The organism is Desulfosarcina variabilis str. Montpellier, assembly GCF_048565275.1.
GTDB lineage: Bacteria > Desulfobacterota > Desulfobacteria > Desulfobacterales > Desulfosarcinaceae > Desulfosarcina > Desulfosarcina variabilis.
The window spans coordinates 8,369,141-8,389,168 of record NZ_CP159846.1; the positions used below are offsets into that span (position 1 = coordinate 8,369,141).

The following is a 20,028-nucleotide window of genomic DNA, read 5'->3' on the forward strand; positions in this document are numbered from 1 at the left end:
GTTTCTTAAACCGCCCTTTTCAGCCTCAAAAACAGCGGGCAAATCCGTGCATTCAGAAAAAATAGAAAAGAAATTCCAAATGCGGTTACCCTGCCATCTTTTGAGTTTGTTTGAGAAGTCTGGATCAGGCTTGATAACAAGGCGGAAAGTGGCTCAATTGCTGCGCATATATGTAATATGTGAGCATTTTTAGCCACTTGTAGGCGCCGGTAGCGGGCCTTAGATGGATTTATCAAACAGGCGCTTACACAATCCTAACAATAATCGAATATCATGCAGCTGTTGGGCCTTGGTGTCCCGGCTAAGGCACGACATGCCCCCGATATTGCAACAGGGGGAATTCACATCCAAGAAACGTCAGATACAATGGTCGATGACATCCACAAGTGCCCCCGTTGCGGTTCAACCGCCTTTTATCGCTACGGCCGGGCGAAAAACGGCAAGCAAAGGCACATTTGTCTGATCTGCAACCGGCAATATGTTGTCAAACGACGGCAAAGCGAAATGGCCACGCGGCCGGTCTGCCCAATCTGCAACGAACCCATGCACGTCTATCGCCGGGAAACCAATGCGGTCCGCTATCGATGCCGCAACTATCCGGCTTGCCGAAAATTTGTCAAAATAACACTCCCGCAGCCTGCACCGGCATCGGATCATGCATAACGGATCGTCACCGGCCTGCGTCCGGCGGTGCGCTGGTAGGTTTCATCGGGCCATCCCAGGGCAATCACGGCATAAGCGGTTTCCTGTTCGGGAATACCCAGGTTGCGGACAATGGACCGGTCTCTTTGCATGGCCTCGATGGCAAATCCGATCAGGCAGGTGCCAAGCCCCATGGCATGCGCGGCCAGCAGAATCTGACCGGTGGCCAGCAGGGCATCTTCACTCGGACAGGAGGCATCGTTTCGGGCGGCAACAACGATTGCAGCCGTTGCCCCGTGAAAGAGCAGATCACGCCCTTGCTTGTCCCACGCGTAAAGGCCCATTTGCACCGTCGCATGATGAAGCCGGTAATAATTGTCCAGCCCCGGCTTGCCAAAAAGTTTAAGTCCCCAACGAAGCCAGCGTTTTTCGGCCATCCGATTAATTTTCCTGAAAAAATCACCGACCTGTTGGCCCAGCCGACTGACGGCGGCCCGATCCGGCAAAAGCGTGAACGTCCATGGCTGGCAATTGGAGCCGGACGGTGCCAGGATACCGATTTTGACCAGATCCTCCAATAATTCACGATCCACCGACTGGTCGGTATAGTTGCGGCAGGACCGCCGCGACCCCATCAGGTTAACCAAGGAGGCGGTGTCGAAACGGCCGTGGGGCAACCAGCTGCAATTGGCTGAAAATGTTTTAAATCGGTACAGACTGGAATCAATGGAGGCCACCTGAATGGCCTCAGTGGGACAAACCGCGGCACAATGATCACAATTAAGCGAGTCAGTGCCACGGATTACCGCTTTTCCGTTTTCGATGGCCAGCGTCTGCAGCGGGCAAACCAGCGTGCACATGCCGCATCCAATACATCGATCCGCATCGATCAGGGCCGTTACGGTGCGGTCCGGGTCTGTTTTTTCTAAGTTACTCATTTTTTTTTAATGCCAGGTGGCTTGACATAAGGAAATATGCGGTTAAACTCCTCGCCTTTAAAAGTTGCCGTATCCATCTTGGGGGGCAACCGTTTGGTGGCCTCTTTTAAGAAACCATCGCCATTTACCGTTCATCTTAACCGATTTTTTTGGCAATAAAGGGTCGTGGGCATGAAAAAGCTTTTTTATCACAAAATCATCTCATCCGTCGTCTGGAATCTGATCCTTATTTCCGCAGGCGCGATCATTTTTGCGCTCGGTCTGAAATCCATCGCCATTCCCAAAGGATTCATCACCGGTGGTGTCTCCGGACTGACCTTGCTGATTTACTATGTCAGCGGCCTGCTGTCACCGGGTTTATGGTACCTGTTGGTCAACATCCCCATATTCCTGGTCGGCTGGCTCCATGTCAGCCGTCGCTTCTTTTTTTACAGCCTTTACGGCATGACCGCACTGTCGTTTTCTATCGATATGGTTTGCTTTATCGCCCCCATCCAGGAACCGATACTGGCCGTGCTGGCCGGCGGCGTGCTGATGGGCACTGGATCAGGACTGATTCTCCACTCCTTGGGATCAGCCGGTGGGCTTGACATCATCGGCGTCATCCTGAATCAGAAATATTCCGTTCGCCTGGGATCATTTTTCTTTTCTTTCAATCTGCTGTTGTTCGCGTTCAGTTTCGGTGCCCTTGAAGCGGATCTGGTGCTTTATTCCCTGTTCATGAGTTTCATTTCGTCCCAAACCATGGATTATGTGATGACCTTTTCCAACCAGCGCAAGATGGTAATTATCATCTCCGATCTCAACACGACGATCGCCAGCGCCATCAAGGAACGGCTCAACCGGGGCGTGACCTTTCTGAATGGTAGTGGGGCCTATACCGGCAAGTCAAAACAGGTTATCCTCACGGTGGTTCACAATTACCAGCTCAAGCGGTTGGAAGAAGCCGCCCTTTCCATCGATCCAGAAGCATTCATCATTACCGAAAACACGTTTAATGTGTTGGGTCGCGGGTTTTCGCGGCGAAAAGTATACTAAGAAGGGTGAAGGGTGATGGGTGATGGGTGATGGGTGGGTCAATAGAAAAAGGGCGCTGCCGGATCCGTTGTGGAGAGGGAATCCGGCGGCGCTTGTTTTTTGTTGCCAATCTATTGATCGGCGGTGACCGGTTTTTCAGTATCGGCGGTCTTTGACGCCGGCTCTGTGGTAATGACAAATCCTCCATCCTCACCCGAAAAAAGCCCCGGGCCGTGCTTTTCCTCCCGATCGTCGTGATACTCAAAGGGCGTGGATGTCAAGGCGCAGGCGGTGATCACGATCACCGTGATCCAGACCAGACCGATCCTGAAAAAATGTTTCAATGTGGTTTCCATTTAAAATTTGACCCTCGTAAGAAGTCGCCATTCGGACGGATTCGTCAAAAGCCCGAGATCAAGGCTTGCGAATCCTGAGGAATGAGGCGTACTGATCGTACTCCGCAGTGACGAAGGATGAAGCGTAACGCCGATATCGGGTTTTTGACGAATCCGTCAAAATTTGACCCTCGTTCCCAGCATAAGGGCATTGATGCTGTCATAATCCGTCCCATTGCGATCCAATTTGTGAAATCGGCATCCCAGGTAAACCTCAGTGCCCCACTGCGGAATATCCTGCACCATCTGAAAACCGATGGTGTCGGCATCATCGCCATCTTGCCCGACATCGGAATAGCGACCGTAATCCAGCGACAGGGAGGTGGCACCCAGGGGACACCAGCGGGCCCGGTAACCGAATTTGGAATAGAAGAAGGCCCCATCATCCCGACCGGCTTGCTTATGTCCGCGCACCCCCATGGCAAGCGTAACGTTTAATCCCGATTCGTGGAGGGTGGAAACGGAACCGGCCAGCTGTTCGTCAATCGTATTCGACGCACTGCCCGGATTGGAAAATGCAACCGCCGTTGCCAGTTTAAAGGTATTGATTGTGGCCGTGTAGCGGACGGCCACATCGCCACCGCCATCGTTGATATAAGAAGCCGCTCCGGTGAGGCCGTGAAACGATGGACTGTCATAGCGAATGCGCTCGTCGCGGCCCAGACCGTCCATGTTGGAATACGCACCGCTCACCGAGGCGCCCGTGAGGCTGTTTGTATTGCCATCATAAAAGAGCTGGCCGCCGGCCATATCGGCAACGTCCGAATATCCCACCACACTGGTTCCGGACAGGTCCATTTCGGCCGTGCCGTCCGAGGCGGTGGACCCCCATCCCAGAGACAATTTACCGATAAGACCGGCATCGAACCAAAGATCCAGATGGCGTTTTTCAAACCCAGCATCGTCAGGACGCCTGACGACCTGGTTGACCACATTGCTTGGATTGGTCTGGTATTCGACTTCAATCTTGGTGCCGATTTCAAGCCTGCGGTTGGTTTTAATGCTCCCCACAAGGCCCAGGCGAGTGGAGGAATTGTCATTGTCCACCAGGTAGGTATTGGTGTCATTACCGTCATCGCTGATCAGCACGGCTTTATTGATTTGCCCGTAAATTTTGACGATTGCCTTGGGATTCTCGTTTTTTATGGCCGCAGGGCTGCTCGCCGCGGCGTTGTTCTCTTTTAGGGCATCCACCTGCGATTGTAACTGTTCCAGCGATTGTTGCTGAACCCCTATTCGGATTTGCTGTTCCTGGATCGTTTTTTCCAAACGGTCCAAATCTTTATCATCCGCTCCCCAAACCGTAGCGACGGATAGTGACCAGAAAAAAAAGACAGCCCCCACCCACGATAACGGTTTACCGTTTTTCCTGAATCTCATCCGATCCTCCTTTTGCACACGTTTTTCATCGCGTTTATTTGAAGCCTTTTCCATCAAGTCCAATCGAAACCATAAACCGCTTGGGTAGCAAGGTATAAGTTGGACCAATGGATAAAACGGCGGGCAATGAAAACCAAAATTGTCGGAGCGCAATAGAGCTTAAGGATAAATTGCCACTTAAAATGATTCCATCGTATATGATTAAAGGAAAAGGAGAGAACACGACTTAATTGTGGCTTTCACTATCAATTTGCATATCACAAAAAAGTGTTCATGAAAACGAGCTATGAGCTAAATTTCAGGTAATCCTCCCTTACCGGCGAGAATACCTCCACGGCCACAGAATCCTCAATCGCTCGGGCCGAATGAGGAACATCGGGCCCAATGCACCAGCTGTCCCCAGGCAGGGCCTCGTGATCAACGCCATCGATGGTAAGAATAATTCGCCCGGAAATCAAAAGCCCGGTCTGCTCGTGCGGATGAGAATGATCCGGCAGATCCGAGCCTTTTTCAAGCCTGAACTGCGCCATAAGGGTTTTTTCTCCATGCACCATGGTGCCAAGCTGCACGCCTTCGATCAGTTGGCGGCAGGCCAGATTAGCTTGTTTCTTGAACATCGTCGCTCCTTGATTGAGTGTTTACATGTTTGTTTTCCAATTCCAAAACTGCGGCATAGGCGTCCGGCATTGATTTATTGGCTTTCACGCCCAGCGCTCTGAGTTGCTCGGCCCGCCGTACCAGGTTGCCCCTGCCCGTGGAAAGGCGGTCCCGGGCCGTCCGAAAGGCCCCCTTGGCCCGGTCCAGCTGGCGCCCCACCTCCTCTAACGCCTCAATGAAACCGACGAATTTGTCGTACAGTCCACCGGCCTGTCGGGCAATTTCCAGGGCGTTCTCATTCTGGTCGGCAAAGCGCCAGATGTTGCAGATGGTTCTGAGCGTCACCAAAAGGGTAGATGGGGAGACCAAGATAACGTTTTTTTCAAAGGCCTCACTGAAAAGTGACTGATCATGGGTCAGAGCCGCGAAAAAGGCCGCCTCAATGGGCACGAACATGAGCACGAAGTCAAGGGTACGGATGCCCTCCAGATCGTTGTAGTGCTTATCGCTGAGCCCCTTGAGATGGCTGCGCAGGGAGGCCAGATGGTCTTTCATCGCCGCGGTGCGGATGCCATCATCGGCAGCGCTGTGATACCGTTCATAGGCTTTGAGCGATACCTTGGCATCCACGACAACATCCCGTCCCTCGGGCAGCCGAATAATCACGTCCGGCTGAAAGCGGCGACCACGATCATCAGTCAGGCTCACCTGGGTCTCGTAGGCCCTGCCCTTCTCCAGGCCGGAAGCCTCAAGAACACGTTCCAGGATCACTTCCCCCCAACCGCCCATAGTCTTGACATTCCCTTTAAGGGCATTGGTCAGGTTCAGGGCATCGTTACCGATGCGCTCATTGAGGTTTTTCAGGTGACCAATCTCGTTGAACAGCGCCGCCCGGTCGCGTGATTCCTTGTCGTAAACATCCTCCACACGTTTCTTGAACGCCCCCAACTGCTCCCGCAATGGGCTGATCAACCCGTCCATATCGGTTTTGCTGCGCTCGGTAAAGACCTTGCTCTTTTCGTCCAGAATCTGCTCGGCCAGCAACTTGAACTCCACGGTCAAGCGCTGCCGGGCATCGGTTAGCAAGGCAATTTTCTCCTCGGCCTGCCGGCGCTCGGCATCCAGGGCGGTGGAAAGCTGGGAGAGCTGTTTTTCCAAACCAATGTTGTCCGCCTGGAGCGCATCCTGCCCCTGCCTTTCTTTCTCCAGCGCCTGTTCCAAAGCGGGAATCCGTTCGGCGGTTTTCGCCAGCGCGGCATTTCGGGCCTCGGCGTCGGCCAGTTCATTACGGCGTTGATCCAGCGCATCGGATACGGCAGCCAGCTCGGCGCGCAGCGCGTCTTGCTGTTGCCGGCTGTCGGCAATCTGCGTTTCAATGCCCGCCCGCTCGATTTCCCAAAGCCGTTTCATGGAATCGAAATCGGCCTGTATGCGGTAACGGGCCACAACAAGAATGACCACGGCAATCAATAACACACCGGCGATACCACTGACCCAATAAATGATCTGGAGTTGCGTAAGGTCCAAAAATCCCCCTGATTATTTGGGCCGCGGCCCTTTTTATAATTTTACTGGCTTTATTTATACGTGAGTTGGCAAGATAAATCCATACCAGGCGCATCTTGCAAAGGACAACGGTTTAATCAGTTTTTGATTCTACTTGCGATTGCCCTGCGGCATGCCTTGTTTTTCCTTTATTGTTCGCGCAGAATCGATTATATTTTTTTCCATTTTGAAATGCTTTACTACCAACCTTGAAAAATTTGTCGACTTCGATTACGACTTTTTCGCAGTAAAGTTTCAAAATTTTCCCATCCGGCTTCTCTTCACGTCAAAATTGTAACCATTCACATTGTTTTATTAAAAATAAAAGCTTTAAAACAATACATTACTACCGAATAGTAATATTTATCCCAATTTGGCAAAGTAATTGCTTTCATATCTGCCTTCAGGATAACGTCCTGATTGAAGCAGTTTGTTTTCTGAGTGTATTCAGGATCAAAATGCTGATTGTTCTTTGAAATGAAACCGTTTTGTTTTATGGGCCTGATTCAAAAAAGGCATGTGTATCTGGATGAAATGCTTCCACAGCAAAAGACATCCGGTACGACAGCATATCATGCCAATGCCCTTCATACGCAGATGTCCTCCGTCTGTTACACCTGTGTTTTTCGCCCCTTTTTCTCCCATCGCTTTTGCGGACACCGATCATCTTCAACGCTGGATCCACCAGCAAAACATAGGTCGACATCGGCTTGGCCCATTGACTCAGATCACCGATAAAGGTTTGCGGCATGGTTTTGTCTTGTTTGCGCGGCCATATTTATTTTGAGCAATTCTTTGTGGGTGAAAAAGCGCACTACGGTTTCATCACTACGTTCGATTCAATAGGTCTCCCTAATATAGCCATGAAAAGCGTTGGCCGCTCAAAACGCCCAATCCGCCTTTTGTGGTGGGTCAATAAGCCCAGCGAATGCTGTGGCTTTTTAACCATTGATTATGGCCATTCTGCCATGTCTCTCTTTAACGATCAGGCCATCGCTGCCTGATCGGTTGAAATAGGCGATCCATTTTCTCAAGGCTCGATCGGCTGCCAAAAGTGTAGATCAACCCAGCTCTCTTTTGGCGTTTGAAAGACGCATTTTGGCAGTCACACAGCGTGTAACTGTGCAATTGGAGTCAGCCGAGAAAATCACTTGCGTTCGCCGGTGGTACCGTTTTCCGGGTTGGGCATGAACAGTAAACGTGCCGCAGGAAGTACTATAGGATAATTTTGCACAAACGAATATAGATGCTTTATTTAATTAATTCAAATAATTACACAACAACAAACTTTAAAACAGGAAAATTGGGTTAGCTTATGAAGAAAAAAGGGCTTAATAGAACTGCCTGCATCGTTTTCATCCTTTTCTCTCTCTTGACAATCTTCTTTACAACATCCCCCACCATGGCGTTTAATGTGACACTTGCCTGGGACGCCGTTGATGGTGATATCAATGGATACCAGGTATTCGCACGCGAGAGTGGACAGTCCTACAATTTCAGTGATCCCGTCTGGCAAGGCACGGCCGCCACCTGTACGATAGACGATCTCGAAGATCAGACCGACTACTATTTCGTGGTCAGAGCCTATACCGACAGCACGACAAGCAGTAGCTCCAATGAAGTTTTCTACCCCGCTGATGACACTGACAGTAGTGATAGCGGCGTTTTAGCCTCAAAGTTTGCCGAAACCACGCTTACCAGTGGTATCGAGTACTATACAGACAGGAGTTATCAGCTGACCAGCGTAACTTCTTTCTATGACGATATGGAGGCGATAATCACGCCCAATGACGACCGCAATCGCACCGATGCCAGTGGTTACCTGACGTTTACAATGCCCTACGATGGAACCGTCTACGTGGCCTACGACAGTCGGGCGACATCGCTTCCAAATTGGATGGATGGCTTTATCGACACCGGTGATGTTATCGAGACCTCCCTGTCTACTCAGCCGTATCTCAATATATACAGTCGTGTCTACGAGCAAGGGGATATTGTCAACTTGGGGGCCAACAAAGCTACCGGATTTGTTGGTGATACGGTCAGCAATTACATTGTTTTTTACAGCGATGGCAGTGGTGGTGTTAGTGATAACACAGATGAAACAACATCGGCCGATAGTAGTTTAGCAGGCAGTTTTGAAGAATCCTCAGTGGCTACCCGGGCATATTTATACACCGACCGAAGTTACTACATCACGGGTGGAATCCCAGACTGGATGATCGGGCGCACGTTGATTCAAACGCCCAATGATGAGAGATACAATAGCGCCTCCAGCGGTTATATCAACTTTACCAATACAGTTGACTGGTGGGTTTATGTGCTGTTTGACAGCCGCTCTGCATCAATCCCCAATTGGTTGGAAGACTGGGAACTTCGCTCAGATTATCGAATCTATACGTCTTTGAGTACGCAACCGTATTTGAAGGTCTACCGCAAAATGTTCGATGCCGGGGAAATTGTCGATTTAGGAGGCAATTATGGTCCTGGATCATCTGATGAAACCCGCAGTAACTATGTGGTGGTTTATGGGAAATAGCCTTAGCGCCTGTTTGATAATAACGTCATCAATATGCGAAAAAGTCAACTCAAGGCGATGGTGTTCGAAATAGTGCTCCAACGCCAGGTGAACACTTTTATCTTATCTCGCTGATTTTTTTAAAGCCATCGGACTGTCCAGAACGATTCGCTTGGTTTTCATTCAGGGCAGCATGCTGCATTGAAAGGTCCAGATACGGCCTTGCCAGCCATGCGTTGCTTCTGCAAACGCATGTGGCGCCATTTTCCCGGCATTCCCGGCATATTACGGTTTTGCAGTTGATACATTGAAAGGCACGCCGTTGCAGCGTTTTTTCTGCCAGGAAAAGCAGCAGACTCTGTTGATCTTCCAAAAGCCTGATGCGACGGCCGCAACACGCGCACGTTTGCCAATACGTTTGTTGTTGGGTCTGGCTGGCGACGGGAATCGTTGTCATGATGCCCTCCTGCTTGATGGAAATGGTGCGATGGGTTAGGTTTAAATTAACGCAGAGGGCTGTCCAAGGATGTGATGCAATTCACACCTAAAATGTGATCTGGCACACAAATTGAGCGGTTAGCTGACAGCTAAGTGCTAAAGGCTCACCTTGCGCATTTTCACAAGCCGGGAAGAATCCTTCTGATGGGGGGTGTGGGGGAAAGGCAGCTTTGAGGGTTAGAATTCGTAAGGAAGTGGCTTCATAATCTTCATACGCCCCTTCTCTTTGGCAATATACCCCCCGGAAACGAGTTCATTGTAAATGCGGCAAACCGTTTCCCGGGAGGAACCGACAATGTCGGCCAGATCCTGCTGGGTCAGTTTTTCCTCAATAACACCGTCGGCATTCTGGTTTTCCACTAAAAATCGGGAAAGCCGCCCATAAACGTCCATGAAGGCCAACTCCCCGATCAGTTCAGTGGCTTTTCTTACTTTTTCCAGAAGGCTCTTGATCATGTTGGGGTACACTTCGGGATGATCGGCGGCAAAATAGAAAAACGCCTTGCGCGTCAGGACCATCAAGGCGCACTTTTCCTTGGTGATTACCGTGGCGCAACGTGCGCTGCGGTCGAACAGGCTCATTTCGCCGAAATAATCATAGGGACCGAAACGATTGATCACGAACTGCCTGCCCGCTTCATCACTGCGCAGGGCATGGGCCTTGCCACTCAGCAGTACATACAGGCAGTCCGTTTCATCTCCCTCGTTGATCAAAAGGGTGTTCTTGGGCACCGTCCGCTCCAGGCAGATGCCTTCCAGGTCGGTGATGTCCTGGTCATTTAAGTTTGAAAAAAGGGATACGCGTTCTAACATGTCTATTCACTGTATTGATTGAATAATTGAAGCCTCAGATGCTTACATTCACCAATCTCCTGTCTTATGATCCAAGTGTTTTGTACACTGCACCAACGTATGAATGTCGATAAATTCGCAAAACGTCGCGGGTACGTCATACCCGACTTGGTAAGCCTGACCCGAACTCGATCCGGAGGCATCCATAACATATTTAAATGAATGAATTCCGGCATGCACAGAAATGACGCATAACTGTAATTCTATACTTTTTACATAACTATTATTATATCAGCAAACACAAATTATGGATATATTTTAATTAGATAGTGTTGAAGCAGGTATAGCCAGGGCCTAAAAATCGGAGCATGGAGGAAGGTTTGGAATTACAAAATCGACAGCATTCCACCCGACCTTCACTTTTTAAGCTAAACGGCTACCAGCCTATTATCGTCTCCACCTTTCATGTTGTTTTATTCGTAAACGATCACATCAACATATCTTTTATCTCCAGTCGGCGTCATATAGTAAATACGGATTGTTGTTGGATTCTTTTTAAACACATCAAACCATAGTACCCTGGAACTTATTTTCTCCGATTCTCGTAAATCACCGTCTGTGATTTGGGCCCCCTTTTCTGGTCGTATATCGATATGCCCATTACGGTCGATCAAAATTTTGGTAACAACGGCCGACTCATCAAATTCAGTTTCTGTATATGTGTTTTCTTCAATAATCATACTCACCTCCTTGTTTGTTTGGCGAACTCGCCAAGTTGATTGCCTTACTAAAAAGTAAATGTCACACGTCCAATGATGACACGGTCCGGAATAAACTCCGGGCTTGTCGGTTCCGGTTTACGAAAGTTATCATCCTGAAAGCGAAATTTTTTATCAAATAAATTCTGCGCTTCCAGACTGACAATGCCCCTTCTTTTTGGTAGACGAAAACCAATTGTAGCGTTCACAAGAATAAATGACTCATTCCCATCTTCCATACTCGATCCCGCTGACCGCTCTACAGACTGATAAATAAAGATGGGGCTGAATTTACCAAAAAAACCCAAGGGACCAAAATAATTCAAGCTGATCGGTACGCTTACCGTGTCAACCTTTATTGGCTCATTGACATCGCCCTCTTCTTCGAGCTTGAACTTTTCCATATAAAAATCACTCGAAAACGCAAGCGATGAGAACGGCGTCCAATACAAGTAGGCCCGATAGAGATCTTCCTGCTCATCTTGAAAGATCACGTCATCGTTTTGGACTGGCACTTCCAGATCTCGGCGTGAAACCTCGCCACCGATGTATAGCGTCTTTGTCAAATGGACATCCAAACCAATCCCATAGCGTCGAGCTTCTGTTCCGTTTGGGTCGTCGAATAACTGGTTGAAGCCTGAAACTTGCGTGGGTTCGATCGTCTGGTCCACGATCAACGCTCGCTTGATGGTTTTAAAAGCAGCCGCCCGTACTCGCAAATTATCCATAAGGTTCCATTCCAGGCCTACTTTCGGGCTCCAATCATCCATATCCAGAGCATCCTCTTCCAGAGAGTCATAAGCGATTCCAAGAGTCGTTGTTACCCGGCTGCCAAAAGTTGGTTTTGTATAAGCATAAACGTTTTGATGCTTTCTGGTAAATTCTGTTTTATCATCAGGAATTTGTGCGATTGGAGGCGTTAACTCGAATGACGCAATTCCATCAGAATCGGTGGAATAGTATCCGCCACCGACAGTCAGATCAAAATGAGGCAACGTCATCAGGTATCTTGCTTCCACCTGATACCCTTGTTCTTCCACTTCTTGGCGGGTTTCGGTTGTTAAGGCAAATCCATAATCAGTGCTTGTCGATGAGGTGGGGCCTTGTTTTCCATCGAAGTCATTGTGTGCCAATGAAAAAATGAAGTGTGAACGGGGATGCAAGGATAGTCGACCGCCGAAACGGACAGTGTCCTGTTCAACCGTTCGTCTTTCTTCCGATGAGAAGTCTTCCATAATAAAATTTAAATCAAGATCGCCCTGATCTGTTTTGCGGTGGCGAAACTCCGCCTGGATGTTTAAGGAGGGGCTGATCGCCGCTTGGGCAAACACATCGTAAATGTCATGTTTGTAGTCATTATTTTCTCGGAATCCGTCAGTTTCAAAATGAAACTGACCAAGACTAAAGGACATGAAATTGTATAGGCCTGACAGCACGATCTCTTCGCCAATAGATTTGTTGCTACCGAATAAACCGGAACCGGTAAGTTGCATTCTGTTTCGCTCAAACATTGATGTGAATTCGTTAAAAGATGCTTCGGCTGGACCACCTCCGGCAACGACATTTAAATCTGTAATAGATAGACTCGGTTGAACTGGGTTCATATTGATCGGCTGTAGAAGTTGCGCTTGGAGCAGTTCACTCACGCGGGCAATCTCATGACGGGGAAGTCTGGCATAAATGTCTGAGAGGAATCGGTGGGCTGAATGATTGCCCGGATCAAGGTCCAAGGACCTTGATGCCTCGATCAACCCCAATTGCTCAAATCCCAAATCGTCGTAGATTCGCGCAAGGCTCGTTCCACGGCTGGCAAGATCTTCATCCAGCTGCAGGCGAGACCGGTAAATTGCCCGGTTATCGTTAAGCTCGATGGATTTCTGCAAATCCTGCAACGCCTCAACCGGCCGGTTTACGGTCTGTTTGCGGATGGCATCGTAAAACCAGGGAGTGGGATCGTTGGGATCCAATGTCTTTGCGATCTCAAATTGCTGGCCGTCCTGGGGATCACGCTTCTCATCAAAATAGGCCTTGCCCAGATAGCTGCGAATCAGGGAATTGCCGGGATCCAGACCGGCGGCAATTTCAATTTCCGATCTACCCAGTTCCAAATTTCCATCGCGGATGACAGCCAGCCCAAGCCCCAGCCTTGGCAGGGGGGCAGCGGAATCCAAACCAATCGCCTCATTGAAGGATTCGCGCGCTTTCCTTGTGTCGATACGAGTTAAATGGGCAAACCCCAGGATCGTGTGGGCATGGGCCGTTCGCGGAGCAAGTTCCGCGGCCTTCCGGGCAGCGCGAACGCCCTTATCCAAAGCGCCTACCGAAAGTTGCAGATCCGCCAGACGGGCCCAGGCCAGCCCACTGCCAGGGGCCTGGACGACGGCCTCCTGAGCGGCGTCAAGCGCCTCGGACAGTTTGAACTGCGCCTGCAGTGCGTAAGAAAGTGCGATATGCGCCGATGCGGATCGAGGGCGGTGCTGTACAGCCTGTCGGGCCATGTCAACGGCTTCGGCGGCCCGGTTCTGAACAACGGCGATCACGGCCTTCAGGGCCAGGGCATCGCTATTTTGCGCGTTCATAGCCAGGGCGTGTTCGATATCCGATTGGGCATGGGCGATACGACCAACATGCAGGCGCATGGCTGCTCGGCAGGTATAAAAATTCGCATCCCGGTTTCCGGGGCTGATGGATTCCAATCGGACCAGAGCGTCTGTGGTTTGCCCGTCGTTGAATAGGGCCAGTGACTGGTTGACATCGGCGGAAAGCATTCCTGCTTCCATGGCCAGAACGGGCGGATAGTAAATGGCCCATTGCACGCTGTCCCGCGGCCGAACCAGAATATAGCGCTGGGGGGCTTTTCCGGCCTGTGCCACAGCGCCATCTCCTTTGGTCAATTCTAACATGCCCTGGTCGTTCCGGGCGAGAATCCGGCCCTCGAACAATTCGATACGGGTCTGACGGCTATCGACTTGGACAAAAAATTCAGTTCCTTCAATCACGCCGTTAACGAACGGGGTAAGTATTTTCAGGCTGCGTGGCCGGTGGCTGAAAAAATTGGCCGCACCTTCGAGGAGTTTGAAGATAAATGTTCGCTTTTGCTCGATCTCGGTAAAAATCAGAAAGGAGTTTTGATCCAAACGCATCAGGGAGTCGTTGCTGAGCAAAATTCCGGCCCGGCTGTTCACCTCCACATGGATCTGATCGCCGGCGAAAAAAGTATCGTTCAGTTTAACCGGCTGCCAACGGGTTTGGCCATGACGCCTGACCCGCACCGTTCCCTGAATCGATACGATTTTGCTTACCCATCCGGCACTGTCCGACTCATTGGCGGCTGACATTGTCGAGGACCCAATGATACCAATAAAAACCCCGGCGATTACCCCCCACATGATCCACATTTTATTATGAAACAGTGTCATTTCTTTTTCCGGCTTCTTTAATGTCCAAGCAAAAATGCCCAATTTGCCCGATATCGGCGTTGCAGGAAAAATTTTGACCCGTGCAGTTACATATCAGCTAAATACTAATGGCTAATTGCACAGCTTATAATAAATACGCTTATTTCTGGACGGACAATAGTTAAAAGTATGCTTGTCCCAGGTATCCAATCATGATCTTAAAGTTGGTGGATCTTAAAAAGACGGAAAGTCACTTCTGATTCAGGTAAGCATCGAATTACCAATAAATGACAGGCAGTTAAGGGCTAACCGCTGATCGCTAAAAGCTAACCGCTCACTTTGGAATCCCATCGATATCCTGTTTTATTATCCAGGCGTTACTTGGCAAGCGTGTTGTTCGGTACACCAACCTCTTGATATTGATGAACTCGTAAAAAAGTCCCGGATACGTCATACCGGGCTTGCCTTATCCCCACAACACACTGAATTAAATAGGATTCTGGCTACACCGAATTGACGCAAGCCTATAAGCGCTATGCTTTTTTACATAACTATTATAATTATACCAGCAAACGCAGATTATGGATATATTTTAATTGGATAGTGTTTGACCACAAATACCCCTCCCACTCGATTGTAATGGTCACGGTTGGCGATCCCGATAGTGATGCTGCACGGATATTTGTAGGTTGGGTTGAGCTTAAGCGAAACCCAACACAGACAGGGAAGACGGGCATGATTTTGTTGGGTTTCGTTCCTCAACCCAACCTTGTGTATACAAGGAAGCGGTGGTTAAAGAAAAGAATCTTCAACCGCCGTCCATATTCGCCTTTTCCAACATTTACCGGATGATTCCTTAAAACGCCCCTGTTTTTAGCCTAAACCCGCACCAATTGGACTTCCAGTTTGGTCTGTCCCCAGTCCTCCAGACAATGATCGATTGCACATTGTCACGGGCATGGAGAAAAGTCTGAGAATACAAAACCGATAGGATTCCGGCTGGCCTTCAGCCTTCAGTCTAAAAAGCTATTAACCTATTATCGCAGGCATAGCCAGCTCCAACCGAGGCATGCAGGACGGTTTGGGAATACAAAACCAATAGCATTCCACCCGCCCTTCAGCCTTCAGCCTAAATGGCTATCAACCTAATCATCACCTCCCTCTTTCATGTTGTTTTTTAGAACCAGTTATAGATTTTTCCTCTTACCAACAAAAGCACTTTGTTCCATCGTAATGATATCAGCCAGTTTCCCAGTTGATCGAAAGGATTAGTTTGCGGATATCCGAAGGTAACCCAATAGCGTCTTTCTGGTAAAGACATCAGGGGCAGGGAGTACCATAATCAGTCCAGGACGGGTAATCCGGGCATTGGGGTGCACACACAGTATACGTATATTTAACGCCATTTAAAACATACGTGTATACACATTTGTAATCCGTCAATGTTGTTGTTGCCATTGTCAGGCGCGCCGAAGAGATTGTACTTTCTTCGGCAACAGAAGAATTTCGCATGGACCCGTTATCCCACCAGACCCCATCTTCAGGGCATTCTTCCGCATAGAAGGTGAGAGTTCGCTCCTCCCCATCAACATCATACACAAACACGCATTCATGAAGATCCGACATTTCAGAGGCCTCTTCCTGGGACGTTGAACTGGTTAACTTGGCAGTGACATCAGCATTGCGCGTGGGCCCGTTGTCCCACCAACCCTCATCGTCAGGACATTCCTCTGCATAAGAGGTGAAGGATTGCTCTTCCCCATCGACATCGTACACATACACGCATTCGTGAGCTACTGATGCCTTGGGTATCTTTTTTGGAAACGCTAAACTTGGGACACTGGCAACAGCCACGAGCAGAAACATCAGCACAAGGACAAGTGTAAGTCTTTTCATACCATTCCTCTTCAATTTCAATATTGTATTTCAAAATCCAACAGTCGCTATTCCAACTTACCAGCAAGCCAATTACACGAGGTACCACAATCGATCAACTGATTTCTGAAACCGACCAAATCAATTCGCTCAGTGGAATAAAAAGTTGAAATCTTTTCATTACAGCCCTCCTTTGGTTGTATGTATAAAAAACCGATACCTCTTAAACCTGATTACTCTATGTCGCACCCTTCAAAACGCCAGGGCAACCCTGGCGAAGATGGTTTGATCGGGAATATACATGGGGGTTAAGGGTTCATCCGTATTAAAATTATAATCCTGGTAATTAAATTTCTCATTGAACAGATTTTTGGCACCTAAACTGATGGTTCCCAGCCGTTTGGGGAGCCGGAACCCGACAGACAGATCCGTCACCCAAAACCGGTCCTTGTCAGAACTCCACGAATTCTCGAAATCTTGTTTCACAAGGGTTAACACCGCCTTGGCATAAAAACCGCCGGGCAGGAACCAGGCGGCCGAGAGCGGAAACCGGTAGGTGGTCAGGTGGGCGGGCTGGCTAACGACGTTATCGAATTCCTCCTGGAATGCCTCGGCCATCAGCGCCAAGCTGGCAACGGGGAGCCAGCCAAGATAGGCGCGGTGAAAGGTTTCCTCCTGGTTTTCAATGGTGGTAGTTTCGGTAGTACGGTCATAGGAAGGCAGATCCACATCCCGCCAAGAAAGCTCCAGCCCGGCAAAACAACCGGCGGGCAGTTTGAGGTCCACGGCCGCGCCATACCTGACCGTTTCGCTGCCGTACACATCATCGAAGAACTGGTTGAACCCGGCCACCTGGGTGGGCTCCAGGGTCTCCTGGGCGGTGAACGGGCGACCGACATCCTGGAACCAGGCCCCGCGGAAGGTCATGGTCCGGTGCGGCGACCAGATGAGGCCGCCCTTGAAATTGAAGCGATTGTTTTCGATAATATAGCTGTCGTAGGCAATGTAGGAAACACCAAACGTCCAGGTCATATTCCTGATGCCGTTAAAATTGGTGTACAGGTAGCCGTTGGAATGGTGCGTGACATGGTCCTCGGTGGTGTCTGTAATATCTGACTCCGGCGGCAGGGAAGGAATAACCTCTATCGATCGGATAAAGGTATCTTCGGTTTCATCCTGGTAAAACGTGCCGGCCCCGGAGACCAGGTCCAACCGGTCCCACTGGCGGATGTATTGCAACTCCCCGCTAGTTGCATCGGCCGTTGTATTGATATCCTGCTCGTTACTCCACTGGAACTCTTGGCCTATAGTCTCGCTGTAATCGGTATAGTGGCTGTCCAGTTTTACATGGTTCAAAGAAGCGATGATGTTGTCGCGCGGGCCGAGTTGGAAATTGCCGCCGACGCGAATGCTGTGCCGTTCCTCTTCAATCCGCTTGTTAGGGTCGAAATAGTCGGGGTCGAAATGCATGCTCAGATCTCCCCGCTCCGTTTCCCTATACCGGTACTCAGCCTGAATACTATGCCGGCCGGCAAACGAGTACTGTGTGAACACATTGTAGATATCGTAAGTGAGATCGTTGTTATCGCGGAAGCCGTCTGTTTGATAATGCATCTGACCCACGGCATAGGAAATGTTGTCATGAACCCCCGATAGCGTCAGCTCGTCACCCAGGGTATCGCGGTTTCCGGCGATGCCGGAAGCCTGAAAGGCCAGATCGTTGCCGACAAACAGCGGATTGAACTCATTGAACGAGGGTTTCGACGGTCCGGCGCCTTCCAGAATGAGCAACGAGGCGTCATTCTGCTGGGGCTGCAAGGGGGTGAGGTTGATCGGCTGGAGTAGTTTGGCCTGGAGCAGTTCACTGGCCTTGGCAATCTCATGCCTTTTAAGCTTTGAGTAATTGTCCGACAGGAAGCGGTGGCCGGAGTAATCGGCATAATTGGTATTGACCGCTTTCCAGCCCTCGGACAGCGCCAGCTGCTCGAACCCCAGGTCGCTGTAAATCCGGCCCAGACTGGCGCTGCGTGCGGCCAGGTCCTCATCCAGCATCAACCGCGAGCGGTAAACCGCCCGATTGTCGTTCAACTCGATGGATTTCTCCAGGTCCCGCAGGGCTTCCACCGGCCGGTTGAGGGTCTGTTTGCGGATGGCATCGTAGAACCAGGGCGTGGGATCATTGGGGTCCAGGGCTTTGGCGATTTCAAACTGCTGCCCGTCCTGGGGATCGCGCTTTTCGTCAAAGTAAGCCTTGCCCAGATAGCTGCGGATCAGAGAATTGCCGGGATCCAGGCCGGCGGCGATTTCGATTTCCGAGCGCCCTTTTTCCAGATCCCCATCCCGAACGTCGGCCAACCCGAGTCCCAAACGCGGCAGGGGGGCAGCGGAATCCAGCATAATGGCCCTTTCAAAAGCCTCACGGGCCACTTTGGTCTCGATACGGGTCAGGTGGGCAAACCCCAGCACCGTGTGGGCATGGGCCGTGCGGGAAGCAAGCGACACGGCCTTGCGGGCGGCATCCACGCCCCTGTCCAGATCCCCGACCGAGAGTTGCAGATCCGCCAGGCGTGCCCAGGCCAGCCCGCTGCCAGGTGCCTGGACAACGGCCTCCCGGGCTGCGTCCAGCGCCCCGGGCAGATCGAACCGGGCCTGCAGCGCGTAGGAAAGAGCGATGTGAACCGAGGCGGATCCCGGGGTGCATCGCACGGCCTGGCGGGCCAGATCAACGGCTTCGGCAACCCGGTTCTGGACTACGGCAATCACGGCGCTCAAAGCCAGGGCATCGCCATTTTGCGGGTTCAGGCCCAGAGCCTTTTGGAGATCCGCCTGCGCCAGGGCGATACGCCCGACATGCAGGCGTATGGCCGCGCGACAGACAAAAAAGGCTGCATCCCGATTCCCGGAGGCAATGGATTCCAGTCGCTGCAGGGCATCGGTAATCAGTCCGACCTCAACCATAACCATGGCATCGTTTATTTCGATGGATGGCTGGCCCGGCCCCAAAGCCAGGATCGGCGGATAATACATAGCCCACTGCACGCTTTCCCGGGGCCGAACGAGAAGATACCGCTGCGGCGAACTGCCGGCCTGAGCCAGGGCGCCTTCGCCTTTTTTCAGTTTCAGCGCACCATGCTCGTTTTCGGCCAGGATCCGGCCCTCGAACAAATCGATGTGGGCCTGCATGGCATCCACCTGAACATAGAACTCCGTGCCTTCCACAACACCATTGACAAAGGGCGTGAGAATTTTCAGACTGCGCGGCCGGTGGCTGAAAAAATTGGCTGCCCCCTCGAGGAGCCTAAAAATAAATGTTCGCTTCTGCTCGATTGCGGTGAGAATCAGTGTGGTGTCCTGATCCAAACGCATTACGGCGTCGTTGCTGAGCACAATGCCGGCCCGGCTGTTGGTCTCGACACGAATCTGATCACCGGCAAAGAAAGTGTCGTTGAGTTGGACGGGCTGCCAGCTGGTTTCTCCCTGTCGCCTGACCCGCACATTACCCTGAAGCGAGATGATTTTGCTCACCCACCCGTCGCCATTTGACTCTTCGGCTTTTAAAATCCCAGGAGGTCCCAAAAACCCGATTGCGGCCAATACGAATATCCACTTGATCATCCTGATGCTCTTCATGCGCTGTTTCATTTCCGTTTTCGTATTTTTCAGTAAAGGCGAACG

At 50.5% G+C, this 20,028-nt stretch carries 16 protein-coding genes and 1 pseudogene; 4 read left to right on the forward strand and 13 right to left on the reverse strand.

The genetic code is table 11. From position 1 onward, the window contains the following. Positions 1 to 366 precede the first annotated feature (366 nt). Complete coding sequence (locus Dvar_RS37790; RefSeq protein ID WP_419658640.1) at positions 367 to 663, forward strand: transposase; 297 nt, start codon at positions 367 to 369, stop codon at positions 661 to 663. On the opposite strand, the gene Dvar_RS37795 is transcribed toward Dvar_RS37790, so the two are convergent. Continuing rightward, positions 654 to 1,580, reverse strand: coding sequence for a nitroreductase family protein (locus Dvar_RS37795; RefSeq protein ID WP_419658641.1), 927 nt, complete (start codon positions 1,578 to 1,580; stop codon positions 654 to 656). The two genes, Dvar_RS37790 and Dvar_RS37795, sit on opposite strands and share 10 nt — an antisense overlap. Before the next feature lie 171 nt (positions 1,581 to 1,751). Here Dvar_RS37795 and Dvar_RS37800 point away from each other — a divergent pair, with 171 nt between their 5' ends. Next, positions 1,752 to 2,618 carry a YitT family protein gene (locus Dvar_RS37800; RefSeq protein WP_419658642.1) on the forward strand — a complete coding sequence of 289 codons (867 nt, stop codon included), beginning with the start codon at positions 1,752 to 1,754 and terminating at the stop codon, positions 2,616 to 2,618. Positions 2,619 to 2,728: 110 nt separating this feature from the next. On the opposite strand, the gene Dvar_RS37805 is transcribed toward Dvar_RS37800, so the two are convergent. The 5 genes from Dvar_RS37805 to Dvar_RS37825 form a co-directional block, all read right to left on the reverse strand. Beyond that, positions 2,729 to 2,953, reverse strand: a complete 225-nt coding sequence (locus tag Dvar_RS37805; protein WP_419658643.1) for a hypothetical protein — start codon at positions 2,951 to 2,953, stop codon at positions 2,729 to 2,731. Positions 2,954 to 3,109: 156 nt separating this feature from the next. Beyond that, positions 3,110 to 4,372, reverse strand: coding sequence for a porin (locus Dvar_RS37810; RefSeq protein ID WP_419658644.1), 1,263 nt, complete (start codon positions 4,370 to 4,372; stop codon positions 3,110 to 3,112). A 284-nt stretch (positions 4,373 to 4,656) separates the two neighbouring features. Beyond that, positions 4,657 to 4,989 carry a cupin domain-containing protein gene (locus Dvar_RS37815; protein WP_419658645.1) on the reverse strand — a complete coding sequence of 111 codons (333 nt, stop codon included), beginning with the start codon at positions 4,987 to 4,989 and terminating at the stop codon, positions 4,657 to 4,659. Beyond that, positions 4,970 to 6,496: a DNA recombination protein RmuC gene (gene rmuC / locus Dvar_RS37820; RefSeq protein ID WP_419658646.1), complete on the reverse strand. Its 1,527-nt coding sequence runs from the start codon at positions 6,494 to 6,496 to the stop codon at positions 4,970 to 4,972. The genes Dvar_RS37815 and rmuC overlap by 20 nt, the downstream gene beginning before the upstream one ends. A 511-nt stretch (positions 6,497 to 7,007) precedes the next feature. Further along, on the reverse strand, positions 7,008 to 7,265 hold the full coding sequence (locus tag Dvar_RS37825; RefSeq protein ID WP_419658647.1) for a hypothetical protein: 258 nt from the start codon (positions 7,263 to 7,265) through the stop codon (positions 7,008 to 7,010). Here Dvar_RS37825 and Dvar_RS37830 point away from each other — a divergent pair. Continuing rightward, complete coding sequence (locus Dvar_RS37830; RefSeq protein ID WP_419658648.1) at positions 7,264 to 7,518, forward strand: hypothetical protein; 255 nt, start codon at positions 7,264 to 7,266, stop codon at positions 7,516 to 7,518. The two genes, Dvar_RS37825 and Dvar_RS37830, sit on opposite strands and share 2 nt — an antisense overlap. Positions 7,519 to 7,829: 311 nt before the next feature. Further along, complete coding sequence (locus Dvar_RS37835; protein WP_419658649.1) at positions 7,830 to 9,053, forward strand: fibronectin type III domain-containing protein; 1,224 nt, start codon at positions 7,830 to 7,832, stop codon at positions 9,051 to 9,053. Positions 9,054 to 9,150: 97 nt separating this feature from the next. Here the strand turns inward: Dvar_RS37835 and Dvar_RS37840 are convergent, their stop codons facing one another. From Dvar_RS37840 to Dvar_RS37870, 7 genes and pseudogenes are all read right to left on the reverse strand, one after another. Beyond that, positions 9,151 to 9,489, reverse strand: a complete 339-nt coding sequence (locus tag Dvar_RS37840) for a hypothetical protein (protein ID WP_419658650.1) — start codon at positions 9,487 to 9,489, stop codon at positions 9,151 to 9,153. A gap of 218 nt (positions 9,490 to 9,707) precedes the next feature. After that, a complete protein-coding gene (locus Dvar_RS37845) occupies positions 9,708 to 10,343 on the reverse strand; it encodes a Crp/Fnr family transcriptional regulator (protein ID WP_419658651.1) in 636 nt (211 codons plus the stop codon). A gap of 452 nt (positions 10,344 to 10,795) precedes the next feature. Further along, entirely contained in the window at positions 10,796 to 11,062 is a 267-nt protein-coding gene (locus Dvar_RS37850; protein WP_419658652.1) for a hypothetical protein, read from the reverse strand. Between the two features lie 47 nt (positions 11,063 to 11,109). Then, the gene (locus Dvar_RS37855; RefSeq protein ID WP_419664219.1) at positions 11,110 to 13,848 is read right to left on the reverse strand and encodes a TonB-dependent receptor domain-containing protein; all 2,739 of its coding nucleotides are present in this window, start codon (positions 13,846 to 13,848) and stop codon (positions 11,110 to 11,112) included. A 216-nt stretch (positions 13,849 to 14,064) separates the two neighbouring features. Continuing rightward, a pseudogene (locus tag Dvar_RS37860) lies at positions 14,065 to 14,499 on the reverse strand (FecR domain-containing protein); the annotation flags it as partial. Between the two features lie 1,299 nt (positions 14,500 to 15,798). Beyond that, a complete protein-coding gene (locus tag Dvar_RS37865; RefSeq protein WP_419658653.1) occupies positions 15,799 to 16,374 on the reverse strand; it encodes a hypothetical protein in 576 nt (191 codons plus the stop codon). 231 nt (positions 16,375 to 16,605) lie between these two features. Continuing rightward, a complete protein-coding gene (locus Dvar_RS37870) occupies positions 16,606 to 19,983 on the reverse strand; it encodes a tetratricopeptide repeat protein (RefSeq protein WP_419658654.1) in 3,378 nt (1,125 codons plus the stop codon). Between the last annotated feature and the right edge of the window lie 45 nt (positions 19,984 to 20,028).

Excerpts from the sequence above, each read along its gene's own strand:
- Dvar_RS37850 (WP_419658652.1), bottom strand. The coding sequence starts at position 11,062 with ATGATTATTGAAGAAAACACATATACAGAAACTGAATTTGATGAGTCG.
- Dvar_RS37795 (WP_419658641.1), bottom strand. The coding sequence starts at position 1,580 with ATGAGTAACTTAGAAAAAACAGACCCGGACCGCACCGTAACGGCCCTG.
- Dvar_RS37840 (WP_419658650.1), bottom strand. The coding sequence starts at position 9,489 with ATGACAACGATTCCCGTCGCCAGCCAGACCCAACAACAAACGTATTGG.
- Dvar_RS37790 (WP_419658640.1), top strand. The coding sequence starts at position 367 with ATGGTCGATGACATCCACAAGTGCCCCCGTTGCGGTTCAACCGCCTTT.
- Dvar_RS37825 (WP_419658647.1), bottom strand. The coding sequence starts at position 7,265 with ATGCCGCAAACCTTTATCGGTGATCTGAGTCAATGGGCCAAGCCGATG.
- Dvar_RS37845 (WP_419658651.1), bottom strand. The coding sequence starts at position 10,343 with ATGTTAGAACGCGTATCCCTTTTTTCAAACTTAAATGACCAGGACATC.
- Dvar_RS37835 (WP_419658649.1), top strand. The coding sequence starts at position 7,830 with ATGAAGAAAAAAGGGCTTAATAGAACTGCCTGCATCGTTTTCATCCTT.
- Dvar_RS37855 (WP_419664219.1), bottom strand. The coding sequence starts at position 13,848 with ATGCTTTCCGCCGATGTCAACCAGTCACTGGCCCTATTCAACGACGGG.
- Dvar_RS37830 (WP_419658648.1), top strand. The coding sequence starts at position 7,264 with ATGGTTTTGTCTTGTTTGCGCGGCCATATTTATTTTGAGCAATTCTTT.
- Dvar_RS37810 (WP_419658644.1), bottom strand. The coding sequence starts at position 4,372 with ATGAGATTCAGGAAAAACGGTAAACCGTTATCGTGGGTGGGGGCTGTC.
- Dvar_RS37800 (WP_419658642.1), top strand. The coding sequence starts at position 1,752 with ATGAAAAAGCTTTTTTATCACAAAATCATCTCATCCGTCGTCTGGAAT.
- Dvar_RS37805 (WP_419658643.1), bottom strand. The coding sequence starts at position 2,953 with ATGGAAACCACATTGAAACATTTTTTCAGGATCGGTCTGGTCTGGATC.
- Dvar_RS37870 (WP_419658654.1), bottom strand. The coding sequence starts at position 19,983 with ATGAAGAGCATCAGGATGATCAAGTGGATATTCGTATTGGCCGCAATC.
- Dvar_RS37815 (WP_419658645.1), bottom strand. The coding sequence starts at position 4,989 with ATGTTCAAGAAACAAGCTAATCTGGCCTGCCGCCAACTGATCGAAGGC.
- Dvar_RS37865 (WP_419658653.1), bottom strand. The coding sequence starts at position 16,374 with ATGAAAAGACTTACACTTGTCCTTGTGCTGATGTTTCTGCTCGTGGCT.